Source organism: Limnobacter sp. (assembly GCF_043511195.1).
GTDB lineage: Bacteria > Pseudomonadota > Gammaproteobacteria > Burkholderiales > Burkholderiaceae_B > Limnobacter.
Genome location: NZ_CP121330.1, coordinates 259,896 through 280,757 on the forward strand (window position 1 = coordinate 259,896; position 20,862 = coordinate 280,757).

Consider the following 20,862-nt stretch of genomic DNA (forward strand, 5'->3'; position numbering starts at 1 on the left):
ATTCCATTTGTTGTACCGCATGAACTCCATTCGCATTCGTGGCGCTAGAACCCACAACCTGAAAAACATTTCGCTCGACCTGCCCCGCGATTCGCTCGTGGTGCTGACCGGGCTGTCCGGCTCGGGCAAATCCAGCCTGGCTTTCGACACCCTGTATGCCGAAGGCCAACGCCGTTACGTCGAAAGTTTGTCGGCCTATGCACGCCAGTTCTTGCAGCTAATGGAAAAACCCGATGTGGACTTGATCGAAGGGCTGTCACCTGCCATTTCCATCGAGCAAAAGGCCACCAGCCACAATCCGCGTTCCACTGTGGGCACGGTGACTGAAATTCACGATTACCTGCGCCTGTTGTTTGCCCGTGCGGGCACGCCGCGTTGCCCCGAGCACGACATGGAACTGAGCGTGCAAACTGTGTCGGAAATGGTCGACACGGTATTGGGCTGGCCCGAAGAAGCACGCATCATGATTTTGGCGCCCGTGTTGAACCAGCGCAAAGGCGAGCATGTCGATTTGCTCAACGACCTGCGCGCACAAGGCTTTGTGCGTATTCGGCTGAAGAAAGGCCCCCAGGACGCACCGGAAATTCTGGAACTGGACAAGCTGCCCCCGCTGGACAAGCACCACAAACACAACCTGGATGTGGTGGTCGACCGTTTGAAAGTGCGCGTGGACGCCCGCCAGCGTTTGGCAGAAAGTTTTGAAACAGCACTGCGCCTAAGCGACGGCAAGACCGTGGCCGTGAACCTGGACACCAACACCGAAACCGTGTTTTCCAGCAAGTTTGCCTGCCCGGTGTGCGACTACAGCTTGACCGAGCTTGAACCCCGTTTGTTCTCGTTCAACAACCCGGCAGGTGCCTGCCCCGTTTGCGATGGCTTGGGTCACGAAACTTTTTTCGATCCGCTGCGTGTGGTGGCTCACCCCGATATTTCACTGGCTGCTGGCGCGATCAGCGGCTGGGATCGCCGCAATGCACTTTACTACCAGATGATTCAAAGCCTGGCGGCGCATTACGGCTTTGACCCGGAATCGGCCTGGAATGAATTGCCTGACGATGTTCAACAGGTGGTGTTGTATGGTTCGGGCAGTGAACAAATTACGTTTACTTACTTAAGCGAACGCAGCAAACCAGTTGCAAAAACCCATGCCTTCGAAGGCATATTGCCGAACCTGACCCGCCGCCACCGCGACACCGATTCCTCCGCTGTGCGAGATGAACTCGGTAAATTAATGGCCGTGCGCAGTTGCCAAGCCTGCCAGGGTTCGCGCCTGAAAACCGGTGCACGCCATGTGTTCATTGGCGAGCATGATCACCGCAAGGCCTTGCACCAGGTCACTGAATTGCCCATTCACAAGGCACTCAGCTATTTCGAGTCCATGCAAATGCATGGTGCAAAAGGACAAATCGCCGAAAAAATTGTGGTGGAAATCAAGGCACGCTTGCAGTTCCTGAATGATGTCGGACTGAACTACCTCACGCTGAACCGCAGTGCGGATACGCTGAGCGGCGGAGAAAGCCAACGCATTCGATTGGCCAGTCAAATTGGTTCTGGCCTTACCGGCGTGATGTATGTGCTGGACGAGCCTTCCATTGGCTTGCATCAGCGCGACAATGACCGTCTGATTCAAACCCTGTTGCGCCTTAAAAATTTGGGCAACACCGTGCTGGTCGTAGAACACGACGAGGACGCAATTCGCTGTGCCGATTACGTGGTCGACATGGGCCCGGGTGCCGGTGAGCATGGCGGGCAAGTGGTTGCACAAGGCACACCTGCTGAAATTTTGGCAAGCCCGGAATCGCTGACCGGCCAGTATTTAAATGGTAAACGAAAAATTGAACGCTTAAGCCCACTACGCAAGCCCGACCCAGCGCGCGCACTGACCATTCACAACGCCACTGGCAACAATTTGAAAGACGTCACTGCCAATATTCCGGTGGGTTTGTTTGTGTGTGTCACTGGTGTTTCAGGTTCGGGCAAGTCAACGCTGATCAACGACACCTTGCTGGCTGAGGCTGCGCACCAGCTAAACCGTGCGCACAGGGAAGGCGCACCGCACAGCCACATCAGCGGGCTTGAGCATTTCGACAAAGTCATTGCCGTGGACCAAAGCCCGATTGGCCGCACACCACGCAGCAACCCAGCTACCTACACGGGTTTGTTCACACCGATTCGTGAGTTGTTCGCCGGCGTGCCCGCATCGCGTGAGCGCGGATACGACGTGGGCCGCTTTTCATTCAATGTGAAAGGTGGTCGCTGTGAGGCCTGTCAGGGCGACGGCGTGGTGAAAGTGGAAATGCACTTTCTACCCGACCTGTACGTGCCTTGCGACGTGTGCCACGGCAAACGCTATAACCGCGAAACACTTGAAATTTTGTACCGCGGAAAAAGTATTGCCGAGGTGCTGGAACTGACCGTTGAACAGGCACTGGAAGTATTTTCTGCTGTGCCCAATATTGCACGCAAACTGCAAACCCTGATTGATGTGGGCTTGGGTTATATACGCCTTGGGCAATCTGCCACCACACTTTCCGGCGGTGAAGCACAGCGTGTGAAGTTGTCGCTTGAATTGTCGAAACGAGACACAGGCAAAACGCTTTACATTCTCGATGAGCCAACCACCGGCCTGCACTTTCACGACATTGCCATGCTGCTGAAAGTATTGAACCCACTGGTGGAACAGGGCAACACTGTGCTGGTGATCGAACACAACCTGGATGTGATCAAGTGTGCCGATTGGGTACTGGACATGGGGCCGGAAGGTGGTGACAACGGTGGCATGTTAATCGCCGAGGGCACGCCCATGGACATTGCGAAGAATACAAACAGTCACACCGGGAAATTTTTGGCACGCTTTTACAACGACGAAGCCGAACCCACCAAGCCCACTCGAAAGACCACGCGGAGCGCCTGAAGAAAACCGAAAAAGCAAGTCATGTACAATAGGGAGTTCTTTCAAGCAGTGGGAGCACCATGAACGAACAACTCGAAACCCTATTCAAATACATCGAACCAGCCAAACTGCTGGACCTCGGACTTCAAGCCACCAAATTCATTCTGGTCATCATCGTTGCACTAATCGTGCTGCGATTGGTTAAAGCCGCCATTGACCGGGTGGGCAAACGCATGCAAAACCGTAGCTCCACACTAGATGATCAAAAACGAGTTGAAACCCTGACACGCGTTTTGAAGTACGTGTCCAATGTGGTCATCTTGCTCTTGGGCTCACTGATTGCGCTGGGCACCATCGGCATTTCAATTGCCCCAGTGCTGGCCGCAGCGGGTGTGGTGGGCTTGGCCGTTGGTTTTGGTGCACAAAGTTTGGTGAAAGATTATTTCACGGGTGTTGTGCTGTTGATCGAGAACCAGATTCGCGCAGGCGACTTCATTGAGGTCGGCGGGAAAAGCGGCACCGTGGAAAACGTGACCTTGCGCTACGTTCGCATGCGCGATGCACACGGCAATGTGCACTTTGTGCCCAATGGTCAAATTGATTCAGTCACCAACTCCACCATGGACTTTGCCTATGCTGTTGTTGATATTGGAATCGCCTACAAGGAAGATGTGGAAGGTGCCATTCAAGTGATGCAGAAAGTGGGCACTGAATTGGCTGAAGACAAAGAATGGGGCGTCAAAATTACCGAACCCATGGCAACTTTCGGCGTTCAGGAGTTAGCTGATTCTGCGGTAATTGTTCGCGTTCGGTTCAAAACCACACCGGGCGATCAATGGGGCGTGCGCCGCGAATACAACAAACGCATCAAAGCGGCGTTTGACAATGTGGGCATTGAAATTCCATTTCCACATGTCACGATGTACCCTGGTGCAGGCGTGGAAATTGGTGGTTCAACAACCCCCCAGATTTCATCGAACTAAGAAAATCGTCAGGACTCAATACGGTCCAGAAAACAAAAAGCCGCTGATCGAAATCAGCGGCTTTTTTTTGGCCTTCCAACAAACAGCAAATTAACGTGGAAGTACGGTGGCGCCCATCAGGAACTCGTCCACTTCACGTGCAGCCTGACGGCCTTCGCGAATTGCCCAGACCACAAGGGACTGACCGCGGCGGATGTCACCAGCAGCGTAAACTTTGTCAACATTGGTGCGGTAGCAGCCTTCACCATCGGTGGTGGCTTTGGCGTTACCACGGTTGTCTTTCTCAACACCGAAAGCATCAAGAATACTTTTCGCGGGGTTGGTAAAGCCCATGGCAAACAACACCAAATCGGCCTCGACCATGAACTCTGAACCTGCAATTTCCTGCATCTTCATTTGGCCGGTGGCCTCGTCTTTCACCCATTCAACCTTGGCACACTTGGCTGCTTTCACATTGCCTTTGCCATCGTCGATGAATTCTTTGGTGGTCACCGCCCAGTCACGTGCCACACCTTCTTCGTGTGAAGACGATGTGCGCATTTTCATGGGCCAGTAAGGCCAAACCAAAGGCTTGTTTTCTTCTTCGGGTGGCTGGGGCATCAATTCAATTTGGGTAACCTGCTTGGCACCGTGGCGGTTGGATGTACCCACGCAATCGGAACCCGTATCGCCACCACCAATCACGAGCACGCTTTTCTTCGTGGCCATGATTTGGTCTTTCAATTTGTCACCGGCATTGACACGGTTTTGCAGTGGCAAAAATTCCATTGCAAAGTGAACGCCGTTCAACTGACGACCCGGAATTGGCAAGTCGCGGGGCACCTCTGAACCACCAGTCAAAATCACGGCGTCAAACTGTGCCATCAATTCTTTCGGGGTAATGGTTTCGCGGGCCAGGTTGGTGATGCCACCCTCTGCCAGTTTTTCGCCCACAAACACACCCGTTTTGAACGCAACGCCTTCGGCCTGCATTTGCTCAACGCGACGATCAATGTGGAATTTTTCCATTTTGAAGTCAGGGATGCCATAACGCAGCAAACCACCAATGCGGTCGTTCTTTTCGAACACGGTGACATCGTGGCCGACACGTGCCAGCTGCTGCGCAGCCGCCATGCCTGCGGGGCCTGAACCCACTACCGCCACTTTCTTGCCGGTTTTTTGGGCGGGTGCTTGTGGCACAACCCAGTTGTTTTCCCAGCCCTTGTCGATAATGGCGTGCTCAATACTTTTGATACCCACCGGTTCTTCGTGAATACCCAGTGTGCAAGCCGCTTCACAGGGAGCCGGGCAAATGCGGCCCGTGAACTCGGGGAAGTTGTTGGTGCTGTGCAGGGTGTGCAACGCCGCTTTCCAGTCTTGCTTGTAAACAAGATCGTTGAAGTCGGGAATGATGTTGTTCACTGGGCAGCCGTTGTTACAAAACGGAATGCCGCAATCCATACAACGCGCGCCTTGAATTTTGGCTTCGTCGTCGTTCAGCGTAATAACAAATTCTTTGTAGTGTTTGACGCGTTTTTCAGGGGCCTCACTGGCTTCCTTCAAACGCTCAAATTCCATAAATCCTGTGACCTTTCCCATTTTTCTAAATCCTCGTTAACAGGTTGGTTCTCAAGCAGCCACTGCAGGTTTTTCCTGCGCTACCACATACAGTTCTTTCAAGGCGCGACGGTATTCGGTCGGGAACACTTTCACAAACTTCTTGCGCTCTGTGCCCCAGTTTTCCAGAATTTCCTTGGCGCGTTCGCTGCCGGTGTAACGGGCGTGGCGTTCAATCAGTCCTTTCAGAATCACTTCGTCTGGCTGACGGTCTGCGCCCCGTGCCGGGCTGTGCCAAATTTCACGGTTGCTCAAGGCTTCCTGCTCAGTCGCGGACACCACCTCTTCCAGCTCAACCTGTGCCATGTTGCAGCGCTTGGAGAACAGGCCATCGATGTCGTACACGTAGGCCATGCCACCACTCATGCCAGCGGCAAAGTTGCGGCCGGTTTCACCCAGCACAACCACAGTACCGCCTGTCATGTATTCGCAACCATGGTCACCAGTGCCCTCAATCACGGCAGCTGCGCCTGAATTGCGAACCGCGAAACGCTCGCCGGCCACGCCGCTCAGGAATGCTTCACCTGCAATGGCGCCGTACAACACGGTGTTACCCACGATCATGTTTTCTTCAGACAGGCCGCGGAAATCGTTGGTGGGGCGCACAATAATGCGACCACCGCTCAGGCCCTTGCCCACATAGTCGTTGCCTTCACCCACCAGGTCAGCCGTTACGCCATGTGCCAAAAAAGCACCGAAGGATTGACCAGCCGTGCCAGTGAACTGAATGTGGATGGTGTCGTCGGGCAAACCAGCGTGGCCGTACTTCTTGGCCACTTCGCCTGACAACATGGCACCGGCTGTGCGGTTCACGTTCTTGATCGGTGTAATGAAGGAAACGCGCTCGCCTTTGTCCAAAGCTGGCTTGGCCAACTGAATCAGTTTCTGGTCCAGTGCCTTGTCCAAACCGTGGTCTTGGCCGCCAGTGTGCAACAGGGGCTCTGTGGTGCCTTCCGGTACCCACAGCAAGCGGCTGAAGTCCAGACCCTTGGCTTTCCAGTGTGAAATTCCTTTTTTCATGTCGAGCAAGTTGGCGCGACCAATCAGGTCGTCGAACTTGCGAATGCCCAACTGCGCCATGATTTCGCGCACTTCATTGGCCACGAAGAAGAAATAGTTCACCACGTGCTCGGGCTTGCCAGTGAACTTCTTGCGAAGTTCGGGGTTTTGAGTGGCAACACCCACGGGGCAGGTGTTCAAGTGGCATTTGCGCATCATGATGCAGCCTTCAACCGCCAGCGGTGCGGTGGCAAAGCCGAATTCATCTGCACCCAACATGGCACCAATCACCACGTCGCGGCCGGTTTTCATCTGGCCATCGACCTGCACGCGAATACGACCACGCAAGCCGTTCAACACCAATGTTTGCTGTGTTTCAGCCAAGCCCAGTTCCCAGTTGGTACCTGCATGCTTGATTGAAGACACGGGCGATGCACCTGTGCCGCCGTCTTGACCGGCAATTACCAGGTGGTCGGCCTTGGCCTTGGACACACCGGCAGCAATGGTACCCACACCCACTTCAGACACCAGCTTCACCGAGATAGAGGCTTGTGCATTCACGTTTTTCAGGTCGTGAATCAGCTGGGCCAAATCTTCAATGGAATAAATGTCGTGGTGCGGGGGCGGCGAAATCAAGCCAACGCCAGGCACGGAATAACGCAACTTGCCGATGTAATCGGACACCTTGCCGCCAGGCAGTTGACCGCCCTCACCGGGCTTGGCACCTTGGGCCATCTTGATCTGGATTTGATCAGCAGAAGTCAGATATTCAGCGGTGACGCCAAAACGACCAGAAGCCACCTGCTTAATGCGTGAGCGCAGTGAATCGCCTTTCTTCAAGGGGAAGTCAGCAACCACTACATCACCCAACTCGCTTTTCAGTGTTGCGCCCTCAGCAATCGGACCGGTGCCTGGGCCAAACTTGTCCAGGCCAGCACGCAGTTCGGCACTGTAACGCTTCTCGTCTTCACCACCTTCACCGGTGTTGCTCTTGCCGCCGATGCGGTTCATGGCAACAGCCAGTGTGGAGTGGGCTTCAGTCGAGATGGAACCCAGTGACATGGCGCCGGTTGCAAAGCGCTTGACGATTTCCTCAACCGCTTCCACTTCTTCAATTGGAATGGCTTTTGAAGGGTCGATCTTGAATTCAAACAACCCGCGCAAAGTCATATGACGCTTGCTTTGGTCGTTGATGATCTGCGCGTACTCTTTGTAAGTGTTGTAGGTGCCGCTGCGTGTGGCGTGCTGCAATTTTGCAATTGCGTCGGGTGTCCACATGTGCTCTTCACCGCGGGTACGCCAGGCGTATTCACCACCTGCATCCAAAGCGCCAGCCAACACGGGGTCAGGGCTGAATGCGGACTGGTGAACGCGAATGGCTTCTTCCGCCACTTCAAATACGCCAATGCCTTCCACCTTGGTGGGAGTACCTGCAAAGTAAGCATCAATAAAGGTTTGGTTCAAACCCACCGCTTCAAAAATTTGCGCGCCGGTATAACTCATGTAAGTGGAAATGCCCATTTTGGACATCACTTTCATCAACCCCTTGCCCACCGCCTTGATGTAGTTGTATTCCGCCTTTTCGGGGCTCAGGTCACCGGGCAAGCCCAGACTCATCTCGGCAATGGTTTCCATCGCTCGCGGATCGGGTCGATCGGCGGGTTGGTGACCTGTGCGAACAGCTGCTTGAAGTAGTCGTAGAGTGGCTTGAGCTTGTTGGACATCACGGCCAATGGGCTGTCGTTGCCCATGGAACCGGTGGCTTCTTCGCCGTTTTGCAGCATGGGCGCCATCAGGAATTTCAGGTCTTCCTGGGTGTAACCAAAAGCCTGTTGGCGATCCAGCAAGGTTTCAAGCGGCTCGATTGGCTCAGGTTGACCTTCCACTTCATCGAGCTTCACACGGATGGTGTCGATCCACTGCTTGTAAGGCTTGGCTGCGCTGAGCTGGTTCTTCAACTCGTCGTCGTCAATAATGCGACCGGCTTCCATGTCGATCAGGAACATCTTGCCGGGCTGCAGGCGCCACTTCTTCACGATCTTGCTTTCTGGAATGGGCAATGTGCCTGATTCAGAAGCCATCACCACCAAGTCGTCTTCAGTCACGATGTAGCGGGCCGGGCGCAAGCCATTGCGGTCAAGCGTGGCTCCGATCTGCTTGCCATCGGTGAAAGCCATGGCGGCGGGGCCGTCCCAGGGTTCCATCATGGCTGCATGGTATTCGTAGAAGGCACGACGGTTGTCGTCCATCAAAGTGTGCTGCTCCCACGCCTCGGGCACCATCATCATCATGGCTTGGGCAATGGTGTAGCCGGCCATCACCAGCAGTTCCAGACAGTTGTCGAAACAGGCGGTGTCAGACTGGCCTTCGAAAATCAGCGGGTAGAGTTTTTGCAGGTCGTCGCCCAACACAGCGCTTTTCATCACGCCTTCGCGTGCACGCATCCAGTTGAAGTTGCCCTTCACGGTGTTAATTTCACCGTTGTGGGCCAACATGCGGTAAGGGTGAGCCAACGGCCACTCGGGGAATGTGTTGGTGGAGAAGCGCTGGTGAACCAGTGCCAATGCAGACACGCAACGTGGGTCTTTCAAGTCAAGATAATACTCACCAACCTGGTTGGCCAGCAGCAAGCCTTTGTACACAATGGTACGGGCGCTCATGGAAGGGCTGAAGTATTCAGTGCCGTGCGCCAGGTTCAGATTCTTGATGGCGTGCACAGCGCGCTTGCGAATCACATACAGTTTGCGTTCCAGCGCGTCGGTCACCATGATGTCGCGGCCACGGCCTACAAACACCTGGCGAATCACGGGTTCTTTCAAACGCACGGTGGGGCTCATGGGCATGTCGGCATTAATTGGCACATCGCGCCAACCCAGCAACACCTGACCTTCGGCTTTCACGGCACGCTCAATTTCCTGTTCGCAGGCAATGCGTGAAGCGGTTTCTTTGGGGAGGAACAACATGCCCACGCCATATTCACCAGCGGGTGGCAGGGTCACACCTTGCTTGGCCATTTCTTCGCGGAAGAAGGCATCGGGAATTTGAATCAGGATACCGGCACCATCGCCCATCAAGGGGTCGGCACCTACGGCGCCACGGTGGTCCAGGTTTTCCAGAATCTTCAAGCCGCCCGCAATAATGTCGTGCGTGCGCTTGCCTTTGATGTGCGCCACAAAACCAACGCCACAGGCGTCGTGTTCATTGCTGGCGGAGTACATGCCTTTTTCTTCGGCAATCTTTCGGATGTCTTGTTGCATGGAAAAGCCCCTGATTTCGGTACGTGGGACACTTTACTGCAGCGCGGCAAGATTCTCAAGAAAAATAAAAGGGGTCTGACCCCATTTTAAGCACCCCATCAAAATTAGGACCTAAGAATTAGGGACATACCAATTAAATTCATGTGTTTCGTGCACCTAGTCGGTGCTCTTCTTTTTTAAAACTGGGCGACCGCGAGGCCGAGGTCGAACCGAACGATTCGCAAGCTCTTGAATTTGCACACAGAAAGCATCATCGCTCCAAAGCCAACCTTTTTGCAAGCAGTGGGACAACTCCTGGCAATCGCGCTCACTCAAGCCCTGCTCACTGAACTGTCGGTATCGACTTTGGCGCTCAAATGGCGTGTTGCCCAGCTGCCAGTACACGGGCAAATCGATCAACCAGGCCTCATTCACCACCCCAGCGTGGGCTGCAAAACTACTCCAGGGGTAAGTGGCCAAATCGGGAGCACCCGCCGCACGGGCTGCCAACTGCTCAACAAACAGGCACGCTTTCAGGCTGTGCAAACCGGGTTGCACCACCGTGGACTTGAAACGAGGCTCCCACAACGCACTGGAATGTACGGTTTGCACCTGACGCACGGCCGGCGAGAAATGACGATTCAGATTTTGGACAAACCGCCCCGCCCTGGGGGCCTCCGACGTGCTGATCATGATCAGCGCACCGGCAGGCACCATGCAATAGGCATGAATGGCCACCTCTTCCTCAGCCGCACTCAATGGCAACTGGGTATAAAACAGCGAAAAAGCCTCGCGGGTATTGAATACTTCCTGGTCTGCAATGCCCTGCAACTCCAGCACCATGGGGCAGTCAGGAATGAACAGGCGGGCTTGTCGAGCCATCGTGATGAATTACTGAACACCAGGCACGGTGAGGCGCTGGTGCTCTTTCATGGCATAGCGGTCGGTCATGCCAGCAATGTAATCGGCAATGGCGCGGGGAATGTCGTCCTCAGAGCGGCGATAAAACTGAGGTGGCAACAAGCGCGGATCGCCCATGAAAATCTGGAACAGCTCCTCCACCACGCGCCGCGCTTTCAATGTGGCCCGTAATACTTGGTAGTGCTGGTAAAGTGCCTTGCGCAAGAACACTTTCAGCTCATGATTGAGTTCAGCCATTTCGCTGCTAAAACCAATCAGCTTGTCCGCCAGTTGCACGTCAGCCACACAGGTGGGTTTCATGGTTTCAATTCGACGTTCGGATTCATGCAACAGGTCTTGAACCAGTGCATTGATAATGCCCCGCACGGTTTCATGAATCAGCCTGCGCCCTTCCAGGTTGGGGTGCCGGGCCTTAACCCGGTCCAGGTGTATTTTAAACAGGCGCACTTCGGCTGTTTGTTCCAGCGTGATCAAGCCTGAACGCAAGCCATCGTCAATGTCGTGGTTGTTGTAGGCAATTTCATCGGCCAGGTTGGTCACTTGTGCTTCAAGCACGGGGCGGCGATTGCTTAAAAAACGATCGGCCACCTCGCCCAGCTTTTCAGCGTTGGGCCTTGAGCAGTGCTTCAAAATACTTTCGCGGGTTTCAAAGCACAAATTCAAGCCAGTGAAACTTGCGTACTTTTCTTCCAGCTCATCCACAACCCGCAGGCTTTGCAGGTTGTGCTCGAAACCACCATGCGTGGCCATGCATTCATTGAGCGCATCCTGACCCGCATGACCAAACGGTGTGTGGCCCAAATCATGGGCCAGCGCCACCGCCTCGGTCAGCTCTTCATTCAAACCAAGATTTCGGGAAATGCTGCGCGCAATTTGCGCCACTTCCAGGCTATGTGTAAGGCGGGTTCGGTACAGATCACCTTCGGTATTCACAAACACCTGGGTTTTGTACTCCAGGCGGCGAAAAGCAGCACTGTGAATAATTCGGTCACGGTCGCGTTCGAACTCGGTGCGTCCTTCCGGGCTTTTTTCGGGATGCAATCGGCCACGGGTGTTTGTGGAGCTGACGGCATAAGGGGCCAGGCTGAGTTCGAAGTTGCGCACGTTTAGTCCCCCGCCCCCATTTCCTGCAAGGTTTGCCGCACCAGCGCCTCATCGGCTGGTGACGTGGAGGCTCCACCCAAACCATTGAGCAACACATATTTGATGGAACCTGAATCGGCTTTTTTGTCGTGCGCCATCAGTTCCATGAACCTGTCCACACCCAAACGTGGCGGAATGGCAGGTAGCCGGGCTTCAATCACCACTTTCGTCAAGCGCGCAGCTTCTTCAGCACTTAAGCGGCCCATGCGGCGGCACAGGTCGGCAGCAATTACCATGCCGCAACCCACCGCCTCGCCGTGGTACCACTGCCCATAACCCATACCTGCCTCAATGGCATGGCCAAAGGTGTGGCCAAAATTCAAAATGGCGCGAATCCCGCCCTCACGTTCGTCCTTGGACACCACATCGGCCTTGATCTCGCAAGAACGTTTCACCACCAAGGCCAGCAACTCGGGGGCGCGGTTCAGCAAGGCGGGCATGTTGGTCTCGACCAGGTCCAGGTAATCCGTGTCAGCGATTGCCCCGTGTTTGATGATTTCAGCAAGACCGCAACTCAGTTCACGATCAGGCAATGTGTTTAGCGTAGAAATGTCGGTGACCACCATTTGCGGCTGGTAAAATGCACCGATCATGTTCTTGCCCAAGGGGTGATTGATGCCGGTTTTTCCGCCAACCGAGCTGTCCACCTGGCTAAGCAGGGTGGTGGGCACCTGAATGAAGGGAATACCGCGCATGAAGGCCGAAGCGGCAAATCCACCCATGTCGCCTATCACGCCGCCGCCCAATGCCACCAACACGGTTTTCCGGTCGCAATGATTTTGCAGCAAGGCGTCGAAAACACGCTGCAAGGTGGGCCAGTCTTTGTATTCCTCGCCATCGGGCAAGCTCACCATGTGCATCTGCTTGGCGCCGGCTTGCTGCAAAGTAGATTTCAAGCGATCTGCATACAGGGGGCCCACGGTGGTGTTGGTACAAATCATCACGGTTTTGCCCGCCACATGGGGCTCGAACAACTCCGGGCGACCTAGCAAGCCCGCTCCGATGTGAATCGGATAGCTGCGGTCTCCCAAATCTACTTGAAGGGTGTATTGACTCATTCTGTTCCGGTGGCCTTCTGTTCTGTGCCTGCGGGGGTTTTTTGTCCCAGGTTCAAGGCGTGGCTGATTTTATTAACGATTTGATAAACAGGTTGACGGCCGGTCTCAACGACCACATCCGCAACCTCTTTGTACAGGGGCAGGCGCGCAGCCAACAACTCTTCGATTTTTCGGCGAGGATTGGGGCCTTGAAGCAAAGGACGATTTTTGTCCAGGCGAGTGCGTTGATAAAGTTCGCCAGCAGCAGCGCTGAGATAAACCACCGCACCAATTTGCTTGAGAATTTCACGATTTTCTGCGGCCAGCACAATGCCACCGCCGGTTGCAATCACCTGCCTTTCCCTGCCGACAAAGCTGGCCAGTGCAGTCGACTCTCGCCGACGAAAACCCGCTTCGCCTTCAATCTCGAAGATAACAGGAATGCTGACACCCGTTTGATGCTCGATCAGGTGATCGGTGTCAGTGAATTCCCAGGACAGATGCTTGGCCAAGGCCTTGCCGACTGTGCTTTTGCCGGCGCCCATCATGCCCACCAGCACAATGCATTGATTAGACACTTCGTTGAATCTTTGTGAACAATCAAATCATTGTACGGTAAAGCTTGTGTTATTGGCTTGTGAGCACAACCGGCGTTAAAAAGATTAGCAATTCGGCACGACGCTTGGATTCATTTTTGCCGCGAAACAACACACCCAGGCCCGGGATATCTCCAAGAAACGGAGTTTTGTCATTCAACACATTGTCGTCCTCTTCAAAAATACCGCCCAAAACCACTGTACCCCCATCGCTGACCAATACTTTGGTTTTCACGCGGCGGGTGTCAATCGCGGGCCCATTGGAGGTCTCGATGCCGATAGAGTCTTTCGCAACATCCACGTCCAGCAACACAGTGCCATCAGGCGCAATTTGCGGGGTTACCGCCAGCTTCAAATTGGCCTCCTTGAATTCGGTGGCCGTTGCCCCACTGCTGGTTGCAATTTGGTATGGAATTTCCGTACCCTGCTCAATCAAGGCAGGTTCTTTGTTAGAGGTAATCACACGTGGATTTGACACCGTGCGCACCTTGTTCTCAAGCTCAAGCGCCCTGAGCTGCAAATTAATCAATCGGGTGGAATTGGCATTGAACAGTGTGTAGCCCAGGTTGGCTCCATTCTCAACACCCGTATTCAGAAAATTACCGCTACCAAACTGGTCACCAACATCTTTGAAACCAGGATCAGCTCGCGAGGACAAAGCCCTTAACCGGATGCCCAAAACTCTGGACACCGAAGTGTCTGCCAAAACCACCCGGGCTTCAATCATCACTTGCTTCACGGGTTTGTCCAGTCCATTGACGATCATGCTGATACGTTCCAGCCTAGTGGGGGTATCCTGCACAAAAATCTGGCTGGTGCGTTCATCAGAAATCAAGGTGCCCCGGGCGGACAACAACTTGGAATCTTCAGACTTGATCAATGCCACCAAATCGGCTGTTTTCTGATAACTGACCTGGAACACCTTCGACACCAACGGCTCCATTTCGTCCTGTGCACGACGGTTTGCCGATTGAAACTGATCATTGTTCACATCGGTGGGCGTGGACACCAACAACACATTGCCCGACTGGCTCGATACCAAACCCTTGGAACGCATCACAATGTCCAAAGCCTGATTCCAGGGCACATCTTTCAAAAATACCGTCACCTTGCCCTGCACGGAATCACTCAACACAAGGTTCATCTTGGTGAAGTCGGCAAATACCTGCATTACGGTGCGGATGTCCGCATCCTTGAAATCAAGCGTAATTGGGCGACCAATGTAGCGTGCCACCAGACTTTGATCTGAACTCGCAAGCTTGATCTCAATTGCCTTGCCAGAGACAACACTTGATGACACCCGATTCACCTCCACTTCCACAACAGGTCCACTTTGACGTATCAGGTGAGTGGCTCCATCGAGCTGCATTTGAACTGTCAGGGCCAGATCACCCGGTTTCAACTCAAGCTGCCTGATCGGTGAATCCTCACCAGTTTGCAGTTGCTGTTTTACACCGGCAGCAAGTCGCACATTCGCAAATCGAACCTTCAATTGATTATTGAGAAGTACTGCGTCCGCAACAATATCAGGCTGGTCAAACTCCAGCCTTAATATATGTCTGTTGGCAGATTTCTCCAACTTCCATGCTTTCAAGATCGGGCCTTCCGCAATCACGGCTGGCCTGCCCATTGCCTTCGCAACCGTGTCTTTCAATGCACTATGCTCGGATAAAATCGCTGCCTGCCCACCATCGGGTCGGAAGGGCTTAGGCCCCGAAAATATCAATTCAACGGATCGATCTTTCTGGTTAAGCCGCACTTCATAATTTTGAGCCAACTCCAACACCAGGCGGGTTTTACCGCCAGCGGCAATCAGCTGCGTCTTTTTGATTCTTCCACCCGGAGGCAAATCGATTGGCAAAGTGCTGTTGCCAAGCTCGACGGGGAAATCGACCACTTGCCGTGCCGGATTCGAAATGCGAAACAATCCAAGCTTGCCATCAAAATTCTGGTCAAATGTCAGCGTGATTCGAGCCTGGTCGGCAAGCTCCTCAAGGCTGCCGTCGACAATGCTTAAAGCATGAACCTGAGCATGAATAAGAAAGGTAAACACGAGTGCAGCCAGTTTAAAAACCTTCGGTGCAAACCCGAGTGTGGGCAATTGATTGTTCATTGAGCGTCCCCGAATGTATTCACTGGCATCAAATTCAATTCAAGGCGTTTGTCTCCCGCCCTGGCGTCTATTCTTGACAGCACAACCCGCCCCGGTCCAAACGAGGTCACTTTGTAAAGGCCCAGTACGTAGCTGCCCACCCCAACAACATGGTCCATTTGTCCATCATTGAGTATGGCGACCTGATGACCCGCAGATTCGATCAAACCAGTGAGGCGCAACGACTCCGCCGACAAATCAATGGCGGCCCGTCGGTTGGCCTCATCGCCCCATTGACTGCTGGACCACTGAAACAAACGACCTGTAATCGGAGGTAACTCGGCTGATTCAATACTCAAGGTGCTGCCCTTGGACTTCAGGTGGTCTTGGCTGGGTTCCGCTTCCCCCACCGCCTGTTTTTGGCCCGCGCTCAGGCGCTGCTCAAACTCAGTGATAGCCCCGGCATGATTTCGTCTGGGATCATCCAATTCCGGGAAAAATGGCACCAACAATATCGAGAAAAGAAAGTCCATCATGGGTTTGGGCTCTCCACGGTCTGGTCCGGAGCAGGTTCGTCCGCAACCACCCTCGGTGCATTCTTGGGCAACTGTGCAAAAGCATTCAGCTCCCCGGTCATCTGCCACCCGCCGCCATCGGGCAGATAGGCCATGTCAAACTCGCTCAAACTGACTTGCCGGCTCAACGCAGCAATGTAATTGGGCAAACGGGAAATCGCCTCGCCACTGCCGCGCACGCTCACTTTCACGGGGACCACACGCATCACCTCGCGATTCAAAGACGCCTTGGGTGTGAACTCCGCCAGCTTTAACTCATGGTCTAAAATCACATCATTGATGCGCTCCAAAAGGGAAGCCAACTCTCGCTCAGAGGGAAGCGCCATTTTCAACAAAGGCAACTGCACCTCCAACTGAGCCAGCTCCGCTTCGATCACAGGTTGGTCCAGCAACAATTGCGATTGGGTATCCAAACGTGCCAAGGATTCCTGAATGCTGACCTCAAGTTGCGTGCTCGTATCCAAACTGTTTTTCCAAACCAGAATGAACCCCAACACCAAAACAAGCAGCCAGATTCCCGCGATCAGCAAAAGCCTTTTTTGAAAAGGCAGAAGAAGCAATTCTTCAATTAAATCCCGTAGACTCAGCTCATCCAGGCGCATGATTGGTACCTCGCAAAATTGCCCGGATTTCAAACAAATGCCGGTTATCAATCGCCCCATCCACCGTCTTTTTCGGTTCGGTTACCGACACAAGATCAACCGACTCAAATAAACCGTTGCCCGCCTCCATTTGGTCAACCCACTGAGCCAGGCTCGACACGGCTTCTGTAAATCCATTGAGAATCAATACCTCTTTGCTGACAAACAACCGTGTCATGGACACGTTGGAGGGCACGGTGCCATCCAGATAAGAAACCCACCTGCTCGCTAGAATCGACTCTTTCTCCACAGCCTCCAAAGCACTGACCTGACGATTCAGCACAGCAACCCTGTCCTTCATGGCCTGAACCTCAATCACCCGGGCTGCCATCTCAGACTCCATCGCACTTAACTGCCCAAGAAATATCTCCTGCCTGTCTACCCGTGCTTCAAATTCAGTTCCAATCGCGTAACAAACGCCAAGTCCAAGCAGAGAACCCACGGCCAGCTCAGCAATCAAGCGGCGCTTCTTGCGACTTTCACGCAACGCACGATAGGGATACAGATTGAACAGAATCACTCGCATGGCATGGCCTCCAGCGCACCAAAAGGCACCACATCATCGTGCCAGCGTCCCTGTAATTCCTTCCGGGGTGCAATATCGATCAAACGAGGCGAGAGGGTCTGACTGCGCTTGGCAGTTGATTCGCAGCCTTTCGCATACATCAACTCGCCGCCCAGAATCAATCGAACCGAGGCCACTTCCTCGGGCGCGCCATCGCGGGTCCAGGTTGACACCAAACGCTCCAGTGCAGACACCGCTTGCACCACCGAGAATCCTTCCTCGCTGTGTTCCCAACTTTCATTGAACAACACGCCCTGCGAGAAAACAGCCAAGCGAACATGATTGCGAGACAACTCACCGTGCAGCAAAAAACGGATGTCAGCGGACTTCAGCGCCGCAGGTGCCATCTGCAAGTACCCGTTCATGGCGGCAACGGTGTCCAGCGTAATGCCCAGGCAAGTCAGCCCACACGCCTGACAAGCGCGCAATATTTCATCCACCTGTTTTTGATCAATTCCTGCCACAGCCAAACTGACGCTGCCATCCGACAACTCAGCCTTGACCTGCCAATCAAAAGCCGCCTCGCGTTCAGATTCCCCCGCAGCAGCCTCCATCAGTTCCTGAATCTGGAACCGGATCAAGTTCTCGCGTTCATCCTTGGCAACACCAATCTCACCCAAATAAGCATGTTTGGACGGCACGGAGACCACCACATACTGCGGTCTGGGCAAAGCAGGCGGCAATTCCCGAATTACCAGGGCAATCGCCCGCTCAAGCGACACTGCGCTCAACAGGGCATCATCCTTCGGGACGACCTCCAAAGTACCGCCACCCGAAGCCCTGATCGATTTGAAGGACAAAATCTGTTGACGCTCTATTTCTCCATAAACCCACCGCCACCGTCCTCCGCTGAAAGAGATGGACAAAGCGTGGGCCGCGCCCGCGTGCAAGCTGAAAAACCAATGTCGAGCTGATTTCATGAGTAAACCCTGAGCAAGGTAGAGCTTCAGGGTAGAGAATTCAGCGCAAGCAGCTAACCCTCATTGGAGGGGGACAACCACTAGGGGGAGACCATGAATTCATCACTAGAGTCAACGATCGGAAATTCCCGTGCGTTGGCAGATACAATGTAGCCACTAACACCAATCCTGCACCGACCTGTGAATTCAAACAAAATCCGCCTCAAGCACCACTCCGATGGCTTTATCGCAACCACCCTCGCCGTACTTATTGGTTTGGGTGTGTCAGGCGCACTCTTGGTTGGCGTCGCCCTGGCGCTAATTTTTCCAAAGCTGCCCGACCTGGACACGCTGACCGATTACCGACCCAAAGTGCCGTTGCGCGTGTTGACCACAGACGGGGTGCTGATCGGTGAATTCGGGGAAGAACGTCGCCGCCCGGTGGACATCACTGAAGTGCCCCTCGTCATGCAACAGGCCATTCTGGCAGCAGAAGATGACCGGTTTTACCAGCACGGCGGCATTGACTTCATGGGCGTTGCACGCGCCTTGGTCACCAACGTCACCTCGGGTGGGCGCACGCAAGGTGCCAGTACCATCACCATGCAGGTGGCACGGAATTTTTTCCTGACTCGCGACAAAACCTGGACACGCAAGCTTTACGAAGTATTGTTGGCCTATAAAATCGAAGACAGCCTGAGCAAAGACGAAATTCTGGAGCTGTACATCAACCAGATTTACCTGGGCCAACGTGCCTATGGATTTCAGTCCGCTTCACAGGTTTATTTTGGCAAACCCCTGCGCGATATCAATGCCGCCGAAGCAGCCATGCTGGCGGGCTTGCCCAAAGCCCCCTCTGCCTACAATCCAATTGTGAACCCCAGCCGTGCCCGTGTTCGCCAGGAATATGTACTGCGCCGCATGAACAACCTGGAATATATCGACGATACGCAATTCGAAGAGGCACTGAAAACCGAGCTGGTGTACCGCAACCGAAAAGTCAACGGCGACGATATCGAAGCCACAACGGGCCTGACCATCAAGGCAGACTACGCCGCTGAAATGGCCCGCCAGGCTGTGGTTGAAATGTATGGCGAAGAAGCCTATACCTCGGGCATCACCGTCACCACCACACTGATCGCCAAAGAACAACGCGCGGCCGAGCGCGCATTGCGCAACAGCGTGATGGACTACGAACTGCGACAGTACTTTCGCGGCCCAGAAGGTTACATTGAGTTACCCAACGACCCCAAAGAAGCTGAAGAAGTCATTGGTGACAACATCAGCGATTACTCCGACTACGGCTTTTTGCAAAGCGCGGTTGTGCTGTCTGCCAGCCCCACTGAAGTTGTTGTATCACAGGGTGCAGGCGAACCCTTGAAACTCACTGGCGCAAGCCTGAAGCCTGCGGAAAGCTGGCTCAATGAGCGCGCGCCTGCCAACAAACGACTGAAGCGTGGCGCTGTCGTGCGCATTTTAAAGCGCAAAGACCAGCCTCCGATGCTCACGCAACTGCCTGAAGTAGAAGCGGCATTTATCGCCATCAACACCAAAGACGGCGCCATTCGCGCGCTGTCAGGCGGCTTTGAATTCTCGCGCAACAAATTCAACCATGTCACGCAAGCCACTCGCCAACCTGGCTCGGCGTTCAAGCCTTTTGTGTATTCCGCGGCGCTTGAGAAAGGCATTACGCCCACCACACTGGTAGCAGACGAGCCCATTTTCGTACCTGCGGACACACCAGGTGGAAAAGACTGGAGCCCGAAAAACTACGACGGCAAGTACGATGGGCCCATGCTGCTCAAAGAAGGCTTGGCCAAGTCCAAAAACATGGTGTCCATTCGCGTGTTGCAAGAAATCACCCCGCAATACGGTCAGCGCTGGGCCACCCAATTTGGCTTTCCCGCGGCCAACGTACCGCCCTATCTAACCATGGCACTGGGTGCGGTCACCACCAACCCGCTACAAATGGCCAGCGCATTTGCCGTGTTTGCAAATTCGGGCTATCGCGTAAAGCCCTACCTGATTGAAAAAATTACCGATGGCACAGGCCGCATTGTTGCGCGTGCGCGACCAGCGGTGGCGGGCGAAGAGGCCAACCGGGTCATCGACGCCAGAAATGCATTCCTGACCACACGCCTGTTGCGCGAGGTTGTTGAACGCGGCACCGCAACACGGGCTAAAGTGCTGAACCGTGGCGACATTGTTGGCAAAACAGGTACCACCAACGACAGCCACGACGCCTGGTTTGCCGGGTACAACAGGGATATTTCAGCGGTTGCCTGGGTGGGCTACGACCAACCCAGAAACCTGGGGGCCCGCGAAACGGGTGGCGGCTTGGCCCTGCCAATCTGGATTGATTACATGAAAGTGGCGTTGGCCGACCTGCCTGAGAAACCCCAAGTGGTGCCTCCTGGTATCGAATACATTGACGGAAATTATTACTACTCCGAATACACGCCCGGCAACGGTGTAGCCCGCATTGATGTAAACGGTGGCAGTGATGACATTCCAAGCCTGTTCAACTTCTTGAAAGGATTGGGCGGCATGCTGGAAGGCAGTGGGGAAAAGCCAATCAACAGCAACCCGACCGGCGGGGGCGATGGCACCAGTCATGCTGCACCAGCCCGCTCGCGCGATCAGCCTCGGGACGAGATTGAGCGACTTTTTGGCAACAACTGAACCG

At 54.2% G+C, this 20,862-nt stretch carries 13 protein-coding genes and 1 pseudogene; 3 read left to right on the plus strand and 11 right to left on the minus strand.

Annotated elements, in window-relative coordinates:
• The first annotated feature begins 19 nt into the window (after positions 1-19).
• Together uvrA and P0D43_RS01285 are read left to right on the plus strand one after the other, a co-directional pair.
• Positions 20-2,914 (plus strand): excinuclease ABC subunit UvrA, encoded by a 2,895-nt coding sequence (gene uvrA, locus P0D43_RS01280; RefSeq protein WP_394673051.1) that lies wholly within the window; start codon positions 20-22, stop codon positions 2,912-2,914.
• Positions 2,915-2,973: 59 nt separating this feature from the next.
• Positions 2,974-3,876: a mechanosensitive ion channel family protein gene (locus P0D43_RS01285; RefSeq protein WP_341236916.1), complete on the plus strand. Its 903-nt coding sequence runs from the start codon at positions 2,974-2,976 to the stop codon at positions 3,874-3,876.
• Positions 3,877-3,966: 90 nt separating this feature from the next.
• Here P0D43_RS01285 and P0D43_RS01290 read toward each other — a convergent pair whose 3' ends face one another.
• From P0D43_RS01290 to P0D43_RS01340, 11 genes and pseudogenes are all read right to left on the minus strand, one after another.
• The gene (locus P0D43_RS01290) at positions 3,967-5,454 is read right to left on the minus strand and encodes a glutamate synthase subunit beta (protein WP_394673052.1); all 1,488 of its coding nucleotides are present in this window, start codon (positions 5,452-5,454) and stop codon (positions 3,967-3,969) included.
• 30 nt (positions 5,455-5,484) lie between these two features.
• Positions 5,485-9,728: pseudogene (locus P0D43_RS01295) on the minus strand (glutamate synthase-related protein).
• 156 nt (positions 9,729-9,884) lie between these two features.
• Positions 9,885-10,589 carry a hypothetical protein gene (locus P0D43_RS01300; protein ID WP_394673053.1) on the minus strand — a complete coding sequence of 235 codons (705 nt, stop codon included), beginning with the start codon at positions 10,587-10,589 and terminating at the stop codon, positions 9,885-9,887.
• Positions 10,590-10,598: 9 nt separating this feature from the next.
• Positions 10,599-11,732: a deoxyguanosinetriphosphate triphosphohydrolase gene (locus P0D43_RS01305; RefSeq protein ID WP_394673054.1), complete on the minus strand. Its 1,134-nt coding sequence runs from the start codon at positions 11,730-11,732 to the stop codon at positions 10,599-10,601.
• Between the two features lie 2 nt (positions 11,733-11,734).
• The gene (gene aroB, locus P0D43_RS01310; protein WP_394673055.1) at positions 11,735-12,829 is read right to left on the minus strand and encodes a 3-dehydroquinate synthase; all 1,095 of its coding nucleotides are present in this window, start codon (positions 12,827-12,829) and stop codon (positions 11,735-11,737) included.
• The gene (locus P0D43_RS01315) at positions 12,826-13,386 is read right to left on the minus strand and encodes a shikimate kinase (RefSeq protein ID WP_236550812.1); all 561 of its coding nucleotides are present in this window, start codon (positions 13,384-13,386) and stop codon (positions 12,826-12,828) included. Before P0D43_RS01315 ends, aroB begins: the two co-directional genes overlap by 4 nt.
• Before the next feature lie 49 nt (positions 13,387-13,435).
• Positions 13,436-15,517 (minus strand): type IV pilus secretin PilQ, encoded by a 2,082-nt coding sequence (pilQ, locus tag P0D43_RS01320; RefSeq protein WP_394673056.1) that lies wholly within the window; start codon positions 15,515-15,517, stop codon positions 13,436-13,438.
• Entirely contained in the window at positions 15,514-16,032 is a 519-nt protein-coding gene (locus tag P0D43_RS01325; RefSeq protein ID WP_394673057.1) for a hypothetical protein, read from the minus strand. Before P0D43_RS01325 ends, pilQ begins: the two co-directional genes overlap by 4 nt.
• Positions 16,029-16,535 (minus strand): type 4a pilus biogenesis protein PilO, encoded by a 507-nt coding sequence (gene pilO, locus P0D43_RS01330; RefSeq protein ID WP_394673058.1) that lies wholly within the window; start codon positions 16,533-16,535, stop codon positions 16,029-16,031. The genes P0D43_RS01325 and pilO overlap by 4 nt, the downstream gene beginning before the upstream one ends.
• 124 nt (positions 16,536-16,659) lie before the next feature.
• Entirely contained in the window at positions 16,660-17,238 is a 579-nt protein-coding gene (locus P0D43_RS01335; RefSeq protein WP_159569007.1) for a PilN domain-containing protein, read from the minus strand.
• A complete protein-coding gene (locus P0D43_RS01340) occupies positions 17,229-18,197 on the minus strand; it encodes a hypothetical protein (protein WP_159569008.1) in 969 nt (322 codons plus the stop codon). Before P0D43_RS01340 ends, P0D43_RS01335 begins: the two co-directional genes overlap by 10 nt.
• A 180-nt stretch (positions 18,198-18,377) precedes the next feature.
• Here P0D43_RS01340 and P0D43_RS01345 point away from each other — a divergent pair, with 180 nt between their 5' ends.
• Positions 18,378-20,858 (plus strand): penicillin-binding protein 1A, encoded by a 2,481-nt coding sequence (locus P0D43_RS01345; protein WP_394673059.1) that lies wholly within the window; start codon positions 18,378-18,380, stop codon positions 20,856-20,858.
• Positions 20,859-20,862 lie beyond the last annotated feature (4 nt).